13 protein-coding genes are annotated in these 13,292 nt (G+C 67.4%); 5 read left to right on the top strand and 8 right to left on the bottom strand.

Annotation, left to right across the window (positions count from 1 at the left end; translation table 11 throughout):
* Positions 1–5: 5 nt before the first annotated feature.
* The 4 genes from ACO2Q0_RS11320 to ACO2Q0_RS11305 form a co-directional block, all read right to left on the bottom strand.
* The gene (locus ACO2Q0_RS11320) at positions 6–1,961 is read right to left on the bottom strand and encodes a ParB/RepB/Spo0J family partition protein (protein ID WP_423351632.1); all 1,956 of its coding nucleotides are present in this window, start codon (positions 1,959–1,961) and stop codon (positions 6–8) included.
* Positions 1,962–2,423: 462 nt separating this feature from the next.
* Positions 2,424–4,694, bottom strand: coding sequence for an AAA family ATPase (locus tag ACO2Q0_RS11315; RefSeq protein WP_423351631.1), 2,271 nt, complete (start codon positions 4,692–4,694; stop codon positions 2,424–2,426).
* A gap of 137 nt (positions 4,695–4,831) precedes the next feature.
* Positions 4,832–5,503, bottom strand: coding sequence for an RES family NAD+ phosphorylase (locus ACO2Q0_RS11310; RefSeq protein WP_423351630.1), 672 nt, complete (start codon positions 5,501–5,503; stop codon positions 4,832–4,834).
* A complete protein-coding gene (locus ACO2Q0_RS11305) occupies positions 5,500–6,024 on the bottom strand; it encodes an MbcA/ParS/Xre antitoxin family protein (RefSeq protein WP_423351629.1) in 525 nt (174 codons plus the stop codon). Before ACO2Q0_RS11305 ends, ACO2Q0_RS11310 begins: the two co-directional genes overlap by 4 nt.
* A 128-nt stretch (positions 6,025–6,152) precedes the next feature.
* Between ACO2Q0_RS11305 and ACO2Q0_RS11300 the strand changes: the two genes are divergently transcribed.
* The 4 genes from ACO2Q0_RS11300 to ACO2Q0_RS11285 all read left to right on the top strand — a co-directional run bounded on the left by ACO2Q0_RS11300 (position 6,153) and on the right by ACO2Q0_RS11285 (position 8,885).
* On the top strand, positions 6,153–6,851 hold the full coding sequence (locus tag ACO2Q0_RS11300) for a hypothetical protein (RefSeq protein WP_423351628.1): 699 nt from the start codon (positions 6,153–6,155) through the stop codon (positions 6,849–6,851).
* A 21-nt stretch (positions 6,852–6,872) separates the two neighbouring features.
* Positions 6,873–7,436 carry an HNH endonuclease gene (locus ACO2Q0_RS11295; protein ID WP_423351627.1) on the top strand — a complete coding sequence of 188 codons (564 nt, stop codon included), beginning with the start codon at positions 6,873–6,875 and terminating at the stop codon, positions 7,434–7,436.
* Positions 7,437–7,626: 190 nt separating this feature from the next.
* A complete protein-coding gene (locus ACO2Q0_RS11290; RefSeq protein WP_423351626.1) occupies positions 7,627–8,418 on the top strand; it encodes a hypothetical protein in 792 nt (263 codons plus the stop codon).
* 89 nt (positions 8,419–8,507) lie between these two features.
* Positions 8,508–8,885 (top strand): hypothetical protein, encoded by a 378-nt coding sequence (locus tag ACO2Q0_RS11285; protein ID WP_423351625.1) that lies wholly within the window; start codon positions 8,508–8,510, stop codon positions 8,883–8,885.
* Positions 8,886–8,901: 16 nt separating this feature from the next.
* Here ACO2Q0_RS11285 and ACO2Q0_RS11280 read toward each other — a convergent pair whose 3' ends face one another.
* From ACO2Q0_RS11280 to ACO2Q0_RS11270, 3 genes are read right to left on the bottom strand one after another with little or no spacing between them, the layout of a single operon-like run.
* Positions 8,902–9,804 carry a plasmid partitioning protein RepB C-terminal domain-containing protein gene (locus tag ACO2Q0_RS11280; protein ID WP_423351624.1) on the bottom strand — a complete coding sequence of 301 codons (903 nt, stop codon included), beginning with the start codon at positions 9,802–9,804 and terminating at the stop codon, positions 8,902–8,904.
* A gap of 1 nt (position 9,805) precedes the next feature.
* The gene (locus ACO2Q0_RS11275) at positions 9,806–10,678 is read right to left on the bottom strand and encodes a plasmid partitioning protein RepB C-terminal domain-containing protein (RefSeq protein ID WP_423351623.1); all 873 of its coding nucleotides are present in this window, start codon (positions 10,676–10,678) and stop codon (positions 9,806–9,808) included.
* A complete protein-coding gene (locus tag ACO2Q0_RS11270; RefSeq protein WP_423351622.1) occupies positions 10,675–12,237 on the bottom strand; it encodes a recombinase family protein in 1,563 nt (520 codons plus the stop codon). The genes ACO2Q0_RS11275 and ACO2Q0_RS11270 overlap by 4 nt, the downstream gene beginning before the upstream one ends.
* Positions 12,238–12,416: 179 nt before the next feature.
* On the opposite strand from ACO2Q0_RS11270, the gene ACO2Q0_RS11265 reads away from it, so the two are divergent.
* Entirely contained in the window at positions 12,417–12,701 is a 285-nt protein-coding gene (locus ACO2Q0_RS11265) for a hypothetical protein (RefSeq protein WP_423351621.1), read from the top strand.
* A gap of 64 nt (positions 12,702–12,765) precedes the next feature.
* Here the strand turns inward: ACO2Q0_RS11265 and ACO2Q0_RS11260 are convergent, their stop codons facing one another.
* Positions 12,766–13,290 (bottom strand): hypothetical protein, encoded by a 525-nt coding sequence (locus tag ACO2Q0_RS11260; RefSeq protein WP_423351620.1) that lies wholly within the window; start codon positions 13,288–13,290, stop codon positions 12,766–12,768.
* Between the last annotated feature and the right edge of the window lie 2 nt (positions 13,291–13,292).

Genomic DNA, 13,292 nt, shown 5'->3' with positions numbered 1-13,292 from the left:
CCGGCCTATTCGGCGGCGACCATCACCGGCTCAGACGGCTGAGCCTCCACGGCGGGCGCCGTGCGCAGCAGCGTCGGCAACCAGCCGGTCCCGGCGAGGGCCTGTTCGGCGGCTTCGGCCATCTCGCTCTTCTTCAGCCCCGTCAGGCGCTCGGCCGCCGCCTCCCCGGCCCCTTCGGCGACCGCCTCGACGATCCGGGCCTTGGTCACACGGCCGAAGTAGCTCTGGGCGGTGGGCGTCCAGACGCGCGTCATGTCGAGCCCGGCCGCCGTGGCGAGCTTGTCGGCGTGGTCCCAGGCGCCCGCGCGGCGGTCCACAGGGTTGCGCACGGCGTTGATCCCCAGGGCGGCGCAGTGGGCGAGGAGGTCGAGAAGGTCGCTCGTCGGCAGGCCGATGACAAACGCCCAAACCTCGCCGGATTCACGGGGCAGGCGCGAGGCCCAGGCGTCATGCCGTTCGGCCATGCGGCGCGCGGCCGGGCTGTCGCTGAGGCCCGGCGCATGCCCGTCGAGGTAGGCCGACACAAGCTTGACCTCCACGCAGGACGGCTGGTCGTAGGGCGGATAGAAGGTCCTCAGCGCCAAAGCGTGCGCCAGGGCGCTCAGCGCCAGGGTCGCGTCCGCCGCCACCGCCTCGCGAAGGCCCAAGGTCCGATAGGCCGTCAACTCCAAGACCAGACGCTCCGACAGCGGGGCGGCTTCGTCCTCGGCCTCCTCGTCGGGCGCGGGCTGGTCCGGAGCCTCCCCCGAGGGCTCGGCGGCAGGCTCGCTCTCCGGCTCAAGCTCCGGCACAGGCTCGTCCTCCGGCCGGATCAGCCCGCGCTCAAGGCGCATCTGGCCGTCGTGGCCTAGGATCACGAACACCCCGCCGCGCGCCACCTCCTCGGGATCGTAACCCATGCCGTCGCCAAAGGCGTCGAGGGCCGCATCGATCTCCTTGAAGCGCGCTTCCACCTCCGCCGGCAGGTCTTCCACCGCGTCCCACTCGCTGACCAGGGCGTCGTATTCCTCGGAGAGCGCGGCGATCTGCGCCTTCTCCGCCTCCGAGCGCTCCACCGGATGGGGATAGACGCGCCGCAGGCCGTGGCCGTGGGGATAGTCGAGCGAGGCCGTCGCCCACTTCCACCCCTCGCGCGCGCGAACCTCCGTGGCCACGGCCTCCAGCTTCTCCGACGCCAGCCGGTCCAAGAGGGCGACGTCCTCGAACCAGCCGCCGCCGTCCTCGGTGAACAGGTCGCGCAGGATGGTCCCGCCCGCCTCGGCATAGGCCTCGGCCCCGACAAACACCGCGCGACGATCCCCGGCCGGAACCTTGGCCTCGGTCATCGCCCGCCGGATCAGGGCGGCGGAGCGGTTCCAGGACAGCTGCTCGTAGACCTGCTCCTGGCGCTCATGATCTTCGCTGACGGCGAACGCCATCAGCTGATCCAGGGTGAGGCCGCCCTCCCGATAGATCGACAGCAGGCGCGGCGACACCGCGCCGAGCCGCAGGCGCTGGCGCACCACGTGGGCGGACACTCCGAAGCGGGCGCCGATCTCCTCGGCGCTCAGCCCCCGCTCCTCGGCGAGACGACGGAACGCCTCGAACTGGTCGGCCGGATGCATGTCGCTGCGGGTGACGTTTTCGTCGAGGCTGATCTCGTGGGCGTCGTTGCAGGTGTCGACGACGCAGCGCACCGGCTCGGCCTTGCGGACCTCCTTGCGCCTGGCGCGCAGCAGCATGGCGAGCCGCCGCCCCTCCCCGATGGTCACCAACCAAAAGCCGGTCGGCTCGCCGTCTTCCCCGACCTCCGGCTCCACCACCGGCGCCTGCAGCATGCCCTTGGCGGCGATCGAGGCGGCCAGGGCTTCGATGGCGGCCTCCGTGTGGGGCGTCTTGCGCGCGTTCTTGGGCGACTTTTTGAGCTTGTTGAGCGGAATGTCGATCACAGCGCCGCTCTCGATCACAGGCTGGACGGTCATAGGGTCCTCCATGGGCCAGGGTTGCAGGCGCACGCCGCGCCTGCGGCCCTGCCCGTCGGCGAGACCGGGTGTGCAAGCGGAGGGGCGGCTTCGCGGGGAACCGGCTGCAGGGCCCCTTTCGGCCCTGCGCACGTGCCGCCCGGCGAAGGGGACCGAAGCTGGGCGGAAGCCGCTCCGAAGCGCGCCGAGGGCGGAGCCCTAAGCCACGCCGCCGTATGGCGGCCCAGAAAGATGAAGGCTGCAAGGAGCCTGCGCGCGCACGAACGGCGCGCTGCATGGCGGGACGCGCCGTCGAGCGGCCGGCGGCGCCGAAGCGCGCCTAAGGCGGCGCGCCCGTAGGAGCCGCGCGAGCGGCGGGACCGAGCGCGACCGCCGGTCGCTCACCACAAGCTCTGGAACTGTCCGCAGTGCTCGTCGCTCGATTAGGATCGCGGTGTGAGCGTCAGGCTACGCGCCGAAGCATCAATAGGCGCCGATGATCTTGACCACCTTTTTGCACTGGGCGCGGAGCTGCGTTGGATCTGGCGGCGCCGTGCCGCGATGGTGATCAGGGCGGCTGAATTCGTTTAAGCTACGCAGGTCATGTCGATGAACATAGAGGTGGTCGGTGTCGCCGGCGGCCTCGATCTCGTCGACCATGGCGCCCAGGACCGCCCGCGGCGCAAACCGACCTGGAAACCGTAGATCGATATACTCCTCGACGAACACGCGGATATCGCTCGCTAAGAGCGCCGGGGTACAGTCGGCGAGGTGCTGACCGGTTGAAGCGTACGCGCGAATGCGCTCGGCACGCCGCACGTAATCCGCCTTGACCTCTTCGTCGACATTCCAAGCTTTGAGATTGGCGACCCAATCGCTTTCGGCGACGATCTGGTGCTGCGTAACCGGGAGAGCGCCCTTGTCCTTCGCTATGAGATGCAGAAAGCGCGGATCATGCGACAGCACCAACACCTGGCGGGCTTGGCTTGCGATCAGACGGATTTGCGATGCCGTTTCGAACTGACGGGCTGTGTCCTGGCTGTTGAATGGGTCATCGAAGACGACAATGCAGTCGCCCAGGTCAGCTCTTTGCTTAACCTGAGTGATGAAGAGAGCGAGGGCCAAGCTGGACTTGTCACCTGCGCTCAGAACGGTCCTGAAGCTCGGCTTGGCCGCGGCCCCGGATTCCCCGGCCTTAAGCACATGCCCGTTTACGTCGATGCAGTATTCCGTATTCGGGTCTCTACCGACGTAGCTGGCCTTGGTCTGGCAAAGCCGGAAATTGGCTCCGAAGGCCTCCAACAGTTCATTGATTCCATTTTCGTAAGCCGCCGCGGTCGCCTCAACGTGGGTTGTCAGCGCCTTTTGAGCCGCGGTTCGGTTGCTGGCCAGGGTGGCGCGCTCCGCGGTCTTCAGCTTCCAATCATCGCATAGCTTCTTGATGGGGTCCTGTGCCTTGGCCTGCAGCGCAATGCGCTTGTCGACGGCATCCTGGAGTTCCTTCAGCTGCGCTGTCGTGACCTGTCCGGCATTGTCCTTGCGGACCTGCTCGATGGCCTGGTTGCAAGCGAGGATCTGGAGGGCGTGGGCTTCGAGGCGCCCGAGCGCGTCGCGCGCCGCCTCGATTTGATCTGGGGAGAGCTGGATCGACTGCAGGGGAGCGCCGAGCTTTTGCTCGAGGGATGCCGCCAACGGCTGCAGCGCGTCCACGAAGCCTTGAAGCTCACTATCGTCAAAATCGTCCAGCACTGGCAACTCGCCGACTTGGCGCCAGAACTCCATAGCCGCTCTATTGCTGAGGACGACCTCTCGAATACTCCCCGATTGACCCGTGGCGATCAGGGCGTTCACGGTGGCGAGCTGAACCTCGAGCGCCTTGATCAGCTCGGTGTAAGCGGCGCCGAACAGCACCTTAAAGTCGGCGGCGATGGCCGAAGGTCGGAGTTCCTGATCGCAGTAGGGACAGGCGTCTTTCGCCCGTGCAGCGCCGTAAGCGAGCCACCGTCGGCCATTCGTGTCGAAGGCGTGCTTGGCCATGTGCTCCGCGACTCGCCGCTCAACCGCCGCGCTCGCGCCGTCGAGCACGTTAGCGAGCAAGGGGATCACGGTGTCCAGGTTCGGCAACTGCTGCCAAACGCCGATGTTCATCCGGGTGCGCACGTCGCTCGCGCGCTGCGCTGCGAGGAGCCGGCGCTTCTGTCCCTCAATCCGCGCCTGAATGTCCTCGGGAATGTCGGCGTTCGCGAACCCGGCGTAATCGGTGATCACGGGGTGGGCGACATGGATCGCACGCTCGATCTCCTTGAGTTCGTTGTTGAGCTTCGTGTTCTTCGCGTCGATTTCGGTCACGGTCTCCGCCAGCCGAACACCGGTCGCGCCGACAATGACCCGGAGAAGCTGGCGCTTGTTGTCGCGCGTGACCTCGTCGGCTGCGTGAACATTGCGGCGGATGAACTCGCCGTCGAAAATGAGAATGCTCGGCGGACTGCGATTCCACGTACCATTCTGGAAGACGACGGCGCCGGTAGGGTCAAAGACGAGCGCCGCCTCCGGCGGGCCGGCATTCCCAAGATGAAGCCGCTCATCAATAGAGCCGGAATCCTGCGCGGCGGCTGACCTTAGCACTGCGCAGATCGTGGTCTTCCCGAACCCGTTGCGCGCGAAGAGCAGCGCCAGCCGTCCGAGCGCATCAGCGCGTTGATTGAACGACCTAAATCGGCCGATGTTCTTTAACCGGTCTATTCTCGTAAGCACTGACAGCCGCCCCTAACAGCGGGACGTTACATGCGGTCTGCGGGGGTCGCTAGCCGGGGCCTTGTCACAGGCTCCCCGTCTAGCCGAGTGAGTGCGGCTCAGGGGTGGCGCCTTCAGCTTGAGCGACGTCGCTGCCTTCACGCGGCGAGGCGGCGCGCCTCGATGCGGGGTCTCGCCGCCTCAACGGAAAGCTCGAAGTGATCGGCTTGGGTGACGTCGAGGACGTTGCGCGGCCGATGGGCGACGATGTTCAGCCCGCCGGCATGGCGGAGACTATCGAACAGAAGACCTGCACCGCCGGAGGCGCGAACGGACTCGCCGAGCGCCTGGCCCGCGGCATAGCTGTCGCTGGCGTACACGTCCGGCCGCGCCGTCTGCCGGCCGCGTATGTCGAGATAGTCGCCCGCCAGCCGCGCGGTGTAGGTGCGATATTGCCGGGTCAGCGAGGCGGCGCCCGTGGCGACCGCCTCGCGCCGAAGGTGGTGGCCGACCTCGGCGATGGCGGTAGGCAAGGCGGCCGAGGCGTACCAGGCGCCGAGGTCCGGGCCGTTGAACCTCATGCCGGCCGGCGCGACGTGCAGAAACGCGGCCATGACCACGCTGGCGTTCGGCCGACCATAGACCCACTCGGCCTGCGGCAAGCGCGCAATGCGCTCGGCGACGAGCCGATCATTGGTCCAACCGGCGAGCTCCATCACCGGCTCGAGGTCCGCCGCCGTGGCCACCGTGTCAAAGAGGCCGATCGGCGGAAAGCGCGACGGGATCAGCCGAAACGTCGGCTCCGGCGCGGCGGCATAGACGTCGGTCACGTGAAGACGATGTCCGCGTCGGTGTAGGGCCGGAAATCGCGGTCGAGGTCCCCCGGCGGCATGTAGAGGCCGCCACGCGCTGCATCGAGGAACCGGCGCACGCTCATCAGCCCGTCCTGAGTGCCGCAGGTGATCAGGGCGATCGGCGGGCGGCCGCCGAAGATCGGCGCGGCGTTGGCGGTACGCAGCCAGGCGACCCCTTCCCGCTCAGTGGGATAAAGGACGCCAAGCGCCTGGTGGATGCCTAGCACGGCCGAGATACGGGTGAGCATGTCCACGTCGAGCGTGATGTCCCGGTGCTCACGCACGGCCTTCACCCAATTGTAGTAGGTCGACCTGGAGGGCAGACCGAGGACAAGCAGGCGCTCCTCGTCCGAGAGGCCCCAGAGATCGGCGATGGATAGGAAGGTCCGCAGCCCCGGACCGCTCAGCCGGCGACGGTTCGCGGGCGAGAAACGCTGAGCGAGCAGAATAGGCGGCGCTTCGGCGACATCGTCCGAACGACGTTTGGCGATAGGCATCGGTTCCTCCACAAACTGGATATAGTCCAAATCTGGACTGAAGGAAAGAGTTGCACCCTGCGACCGATTTTGTCGCTCCGGTGGGCTAACAAGGCGTGACGCGAACGCACCCGCGCCTGGGAGCCCAAATGACTGAGACCTCCGTGCCGTCTTTTCCACGCCGTGATGACCGGGAGTTCGGTTACGCGGTCGCAAGACTGACCCTCGGCGCCATTCCCGGCATTGGCGCTGTTGCTCAAGAGGTGTTGGACAAGGCGGTCGGCAATCCCTTGCGCCGACGCCAAGAGGACTGGTTCGCCGGCCTGGGCGAGGCGCTGGCGGATCTAGTCGCGCGAATGGACGGCCTCACGGCCGACAGCCTCGCGGCCGACGAGGTGTTCGTCTCAACCGTGGCGCAGGCCAGCCAACAGGCGACGGCGACCCACAGCCGCGTCAAGCGCGAGGCCTTGCGCAATATCGTGCTGAACACCGCCGCAGGCGTGAAACTGGACAACGCGCTGCTCGGCTCGTTCCTCGGCTACGTGCAACGGTTCTCCGAGGCGCACCTCAAGCTCCTGGCGCTCATGGCCCACCCGATGGCCGACGCCGCCTACGCGGCCGAGGCCAAGAAGGTCTACATGGGCTCGGTGCAGGGTGTCGTCGAAGCCGCCCATCCCGACCTCTCGGCCGCGCCCGGCCTGCTCGATCGGCTCTATGACGATATGAGCCGCGAAGGGCTACTCGGCGGATCGCCGAAGGCGCTGTGCTCGGCCAGCGGCGTGCAGGCGGCGCAGACGACCGCCTATGGCAACGCCTTCCTCGACTTCATCCGCGCCCCGCAAGCCTAAGCCTCGAGATCGCACCCAGGGATGCCGAAGGGAAAGAACAAGCGTCGCGTGCGCCTGGCTGAAGCGCAGAACTGGCGGTGCGCCTATTGCTCAGGAGAGATGCACGAGGATGGCGCGCGGCTTGACGGCGCGACGATCGAACACCTCGTGCCGTTGGTGCACGGCGGCTCGCGCGACCGTGAAAATCTCGTCGCCGCTTGTTTGGCCTGCAACAACGCCCGCTCGGGCTTCTTCAGCGCCCGGATCTTCTTCCGCATCCGACGTTGGCAGCTGCGCAAGGGACGCTGGCCCTGCTGCACCTTTCCGGACAAGAAGGTTCGCAAGCTGATGCGGCGGATTTTCGCCGAGGCCGAGGCGGCGCGCGAGGCCAAGCTGCGGGACCGGCTGGACGTCGTCCTCTCGACGGCTGCCGCGCCGCAACCGGGGGCGTTGCGGGGCTCCCCCCGCTCGAAGGGGTCGGACGAGACTTCAGGCTCGGCCGCAGGGGAAGGCTTTCCCCCTCCTCCCGAGGCTTCCATCGCGAATACGAATTTTCCAGTGGAGGACGGCGCCGGCGCGTCGCGACAAACCGTGAACGTCGGTTAGAGTACCGTCATGCCTACCTATCGCACACACGCCTACGACATCCGGCCGAGACGGCCCGGCTGGTCCTGGTCTGCGTACGACCACGACAGGATCTCCCCCATCGGCCGCGGCGACGCCGAGACGAAGTCAGCTGCGGAAGCGGCGGTGCGGGACTGCATCGACCGACGCAGACAGGAACAAGGAGGCGCAGATGGAGCGGCCGAATAGCCCGCAGTTGGACACTCTGCTGGCCACGGTCGAGGAACTCCGTCTGCAGGAAGCCCGCCTAGCGGAGCTCAAGGCGCTCGTGGCGACGCAAGCCCAAGCTTTGTCGCAGATCGCCAACAAGGCCAGCCGTATCGAAGCGGCGATCTACGCCTACTGGTATGCGCCGGAAGTCCATGCATCGGACCTCGCACTCGGGGCCACAGGCCGCGCTCACCCGGGACGCCTTCTCAAGGCCGCCGGCCCCGTCTCAGTCGGGGTACCCTGCGATCGGTGCGGCGAGGATCTGCCGATCCGCAGCCGCAACGAAATGAAAGAGACGCAGGAGCGCCTGCGCAGCAGCCCCCGCTGGGCGGAGGGCTATCGGGTTCTCTGTCTCGGGTGCGAGGAAGCGGTGCTCGACGCACGACGGCTCGCGAGCGATCGGCAAGACAAGGCGCGCGCTGCACGTTGCCAGGTGCTCGCCGCTCTTCCCTATGCCGACTACCTGCGGACCCCGGAATGGCGCGACGCGATGGCCCAACACCTGTGGTTCCGCGCCCATGAGTTCCAGAACTTGGGTTGCGAAGCCTGCGGCTCGGAGGAGGAGCGCGGGGTCTACCACAAGTCGCTCGACGATCTGGGGCACGCCGACGACGTTGTGCTGCTGTGCGCCACGTGTCGTGGAGCTCTGGCTGGCGCTGGGAAATTGGCTGGGGAGCCGGGTCCGCAGAACCGGCTCAAGGACGCGGATGCGGAGCGCATCCTCGCTGAGCGGTTTGCCGATTTGCAGGCCTGAGCCCCTGATCTGGACTGGCAAGGCGCGACCGGATTTGTCGGATGGCGCCGCCACGCTCTGGCCGTGATGAACCCGCCGGAGGAGAGATGATGCCTGCGCTGACGAGCGAGGAACGGCCTGCGCGGAAGCCGCCCCAAATGACCGGCTGCGTGTGCGAGCAGGCCAGCGCTCGCTACACGGAATTCGAGTCACGGCCGGTCGGCTGCGACGAGACCGAGGGACGCTTTGCCGATGTCACGATCGAGCGGTGCCGATCCTGCGGCCGTCTCTGGCTCCGCTACGAGTACGAGGCGTTCAGCCGATCCGGCCGCTGGGCGCGCGGCCGGATCAGCGATGACGAGGCCGCCACCGTCACGCCGGAGACCGCCATCGCCTATCTCAACGGGCTGAGCTGGTATCTCTACGGCGGCTCCTACTTCGATGGCGTCGGCGGTCGGCGAAGCGGCGCCATGCGCTGGAACCCCTGAGGGGTCATCGCACCCGCTAGACCACGCCGGCCGCGGGCGTCTGATCGAGCGAGGCGGCGGTGATGATCGCGCGGAACTCGATCAGAATCTCGGGATGCCGAGACTGCAGGAAGCGCTCGATCTCGGGATTTCCGATCAGCCGGGCCAGGTACCCGGAGGCGATCACCAGATGCAGGACGTCTTCGCCGTAGGACGCCTCCAGCGCTTTGAAATCCTGGTTGAGCGAGGCCATTTCCCGCTCCATGCGTGCCATCTGCTCGGGCGTCATGCCGCCCACCTTCTTGGGCCGCTCTGGCCGGGCCAGGTCCGGTTGCCGCGTGGCCGCGAGCAGGGCCTTGGCGTAGCTGGCGGTGAAGTTGCCGGCGGCCAGCATCAGCTCGGCGACCTCGACCTGCCGCCCCGGCTTCATCTTCTTCAGGACGTCGAAGGTCACCGGGTTGACCGAGCGATCCTTGAGCAGCTCGACCACTTCGGGGCAGACGCCCTCCAGAAGCGTCCGCCGTCGGCGGATCGAACGGGCATCGACGTTGAGCGCGCGGGCGATCTTGTCCTCGGAGACGCCGCGCTCGATGGCCCGCACGATCATGTAGTGCTCCTGGATCGTGGCCAGGCGGTTGATGCGCTTGTTGTAGGTGAAGCCCTCGTCGTCGCGCGCCAGCAGGCAGCGGGTTTCGGTTTCGCCGAGGTCCAACAGCACCGCATGGCGGATGTGGCCGTCGAGGAGCATCAGCCGGTCGCCGCCCGTCGGGCGGACCACGGCCAAGGGCTCGATCACGCCGATCTCGCGGATCGACTGCTCGATGCGGCGGTACTTCACCGTCTTCTTGACCTGGTCGGTCACCTGGCGGGTCGGCAGGATCTCATCGAGGCGCGCCACGATGAGCTGGCGCTCGAAGGCCAGCTTGACCGGCCGCGCCATCTCAGCCGCCCGCGGCGCCGATACGCTCGGCCAGCGGCCGCGGCATAGTGTGCATGGCCTCGGCGCGAAGCAGGGTGACGAAGTGCTCGTCGTCGAGCAGCTGGCGCAGCGCATTGACCACGAACAGCAGCCGGTTCTGCGCTAGGCTGGCCTTCTTGATGAGCAGCTTCTGGCGGTCGGTCTCCTTGCGATAGGCGCGCACCAAGCCGTCGGCGCTGACCCGCACGCGCGGCCCGCCGCGCGCGCCGCTGTGCCCGGCCTTTCCGCTGATCCGGCGCTGTTCGATGATCCGCCGGATGGCCAGCATTTGGTTGCCCGGCAGCGCCTTGCGCTCGTAGGCGTCGGCCAAGGCGACCTGCACGTCGCCGTCCTCCGCGCGGGCGATCTCCATGGCGATGGTGTGCGGGATGACGCCGCGCTCGACGGCGTTGATCAGCCGCTCCTCGCCATGCTCCAGGAGGTAGCAGATCGCCCAGATGTACTCGGGCGTGAAGTCGGTCTTGGCGGCGATCTCCTGGATCGTGTAGCCGCGCGCCTTGAGCGCGCCGATCTCGCGCACCAGCTCCAACGGCCTATGGAGTCGGCGGGCGAGGTTCTCGACCAGGCTCATCACGAAGCAGTCTTCCTCCGACACCTCCAGCACCACCGCCGGAATGGCGGTCTGGCCAAGGGCGAGGAAGGCCTCGAGCCGGCCTTGCCCGCAGACCAGGTCATAGCCGCCGTCGGGGCGCAGGCTGACGGTGATCGGCCGTTTGAGGCCGAGGTTGGCGATGCTGGTCACCAGCTCCTGGAACACCCGCTTGTTGCGCGCCCGCGGGTTGAGGACCTTGATCGCGGCCACCGGGATCATGTCGACGTCGGGCGCGGCGGTCATGCGGCGGCCCTCAGACGGACCCGCCGCGTCAGGTCGTAGAACGCCTCCAGGCCGTCGTAGCGGTAGGCGTCGAGGAAGACGCCGTTGTCCTCGCGAAGGCGCAGGCTGCCGAGCGGCCCGAGGTCGATCCACGGCAGCAGGTAGTAGTCCTGCACCTGGGCGTTCTCCGCGTCCATGCGGACGGCCACGGTGATGTCGGGCTTGAGGCCGGTGTCGAGGCGGATCTTCCAGCGACGGTCGCCGCCGCTCGTGCGCGAACAGCGCACGATGACGAGCGAGACGCTGAACTCGTCGTTGACCCGCAGAAGGTCGGTGACCGGGTCGGCCCGCACCGTGCCCCCGAGCCGCTCGATCTCGGCGACGGTCTGGGCGACGACCTCCGGATGCAAGGCGCGCAGCACCCGGTTGGTCTCCAGGTAGCGGAAGTCCCGCCCCGTGGTGTAGCCGACCAGCTCGTAGGCGCGGACCAGGCTGCCGAACCGATTGCGGTAGGTGGAGCTCGACGGCATGTCCTCGACCTCGTCGATGACCAGGCCGGAGAGACAGCCCTTGCGGGCGAGGAGTTCGGTCAGGCGCTCGAGCAGCTCGGCATCGGTGTAGCGACGGCTACGCTCCTCGATGATCCGCTGCGCGGCGACGAAGAAGTCGAGATCGACGATGGGCTCGAAGGCCCCGTCCGCCCGCACCCAGGCCTTGGGCGGATTCACCACCCTCGTCGTCTTCAGCTTGAAGGAGACGCGGTTGTAGACGTTGTTGCCGATGTACTTCTCGTTGGTCAGCACCTGGTGGACCGTCCCGCGGGTCCACGGTCGGCCGAGGTCGGTCAGGATGTTCTCGGCGTTGAGCAGCACCGCGATCTCGCGTTCGGAGCGCCGGTTCACGACGAACATGCGGTAGATCCGCTGCACGACCTCGATCTCCGACGGCGGGCCCGGCTTGAGCACCACCCGGTCGGTCTGCAGGCTCTTGTGCTCGCCGCGGGCGAGCTCGGCCTTCGGTTGGCGATGCTCGTCGACCAAGAGCCGGCGCAGGCCGAACCCGGCCGGGCCGCCCTGGCGGAACCCAAGGGTGATCAGCCGGCATTGGCCGGTGAACACCTTGGCCGAAAGCTCGCGGCTGTACTCGCCGGCCATGGCGCGCTTCATGCTCTTGATGATGGTGGCGCTGAGGCTGCCGTCGTTCTCGAACTGTTCGGCGCAGTAGTGCACCGCGATGCCCGCCCTTCGGCAGAGGAACTCGTAATAGGCGCTCTGGTCGGCGTCCTGGAAGCGGCCCCAGCGGCTGACGTCGTAGACGAGGATCGCCTCGAACGGCGTGTCGCCGGCCTCGACGTCGGCGATCAGCTGCTTCAGCGCATCGCGCCCGTCCAGGCGAAGGCCGCTTTTGCCCTCGTCGGCATAGGTCCGGACGATCTCGAAGCCGCGCTGGGCGGCGTAGAGACCGATGATCTCCGCCTGGTTTTCGGTCGAGTACTTCTGGTGCTCGGTCGACATGCGCACATACTGCGCGGCCCGCGTCAGTGGGCCTGTTTCGCGATCTCGGGCGGTTGGCGCGCTCATCCTAAGGCCATCCGATCCGCGCCAAGCGCACCGGCTCCGCCAAGAACCTCCGGGCTTGTCGCGCACCCCAAGCTACGGCCGGAGGGGGAGAAATGTCGCCTACGCAGAAGGACCGAATTCTTCAGTCCGAATCCGGAAACTCTCTTCCGCCGGCAGCCGGCCCAAGCCCCTTCCCGGAGGTGATCGCCGAGGCCCTGCGCCGCGAGTTCGGCGGCACGCCCGCCGCGGTTAAGGTCGTGGTCCGGCTGACCCGCGCCAACGAGCGGGCGGTCAAGAACTGGTTCCACGCCAAGAACGGGCCGAGCGGCGAGAACCTCGTCACCCTGCTCCGCCACTCCGACGAGGTCCTGGAGAGCGTCCTGCAGCTCGCGGGCCGCCAGGACCTCATCGTCGCCCGCAAGCTCACCGGCGCCCGGGAAAAGTTGCGCGAGATGCTGGCGCTAATTGACGAGCTGCAAGCATAGCTCTCCGGGGGCGCGCTCCGGCGCGCCCGCGCCGCGTTGCAAGAGCAATGGCTGAAGCAGCGCGTCATCCGACGCTGAATACGATCAACTCGCGGCGGTCGATAAGCCATTGGCTCGGACGACGCCGCCTCTCCCCGGCGAAGAGGGATGCCTGGTTCCTTCGTCGGTGTGGCGTCCGCGGATCAGAGTCCGTGAAGGTCAGCCGACCGCCATCCCGACCAACCACAATCCAGTGCGCCCAAGGTTGCGTCATCCCGATGATGCCGCAGAGCGCGCCTTGGTCATCAAAGACCTCGTGGAAGCGACGCCAGTAGTCGGCGTTGCTCATTGGCGGGCTCTTGAGAAACGGATACCGCGCACGAATGCCGAGGCGGTTTGCTGGGCTATCGAGGCAACTCCGCACCATGCGCTGGACGTCGGAGAAGGTTGTTCCTTCCCAAAGGAGCTGCGGCCAGCGCGCGCGCGCAGGCGCGGCGCAGGCGAGCCGGAAGAGCCGCTCATGCTCCAAGTCGAGGCCGCAACACTCGAGCGCATTGGCCACCGCGTACGGACCGCAAAGTCCGTCGAGCTTCCCCTGATAGCTGGGCATGT

Source organism: Phenylobacterium sp. VNQ135 (assembly GCF_049445735.1).
Classification (GTDB): Bacteria; Pseudomonadota; Alphaproteobacteria; order Caulobacterales; family Caulobacteraceae; genus Phenylobacterium.
The sequence above is the reverse complement of the archived record's forward strand: the minus strand, read 5'-3'. Positions and strand labels throughout refer to the sequence as shown.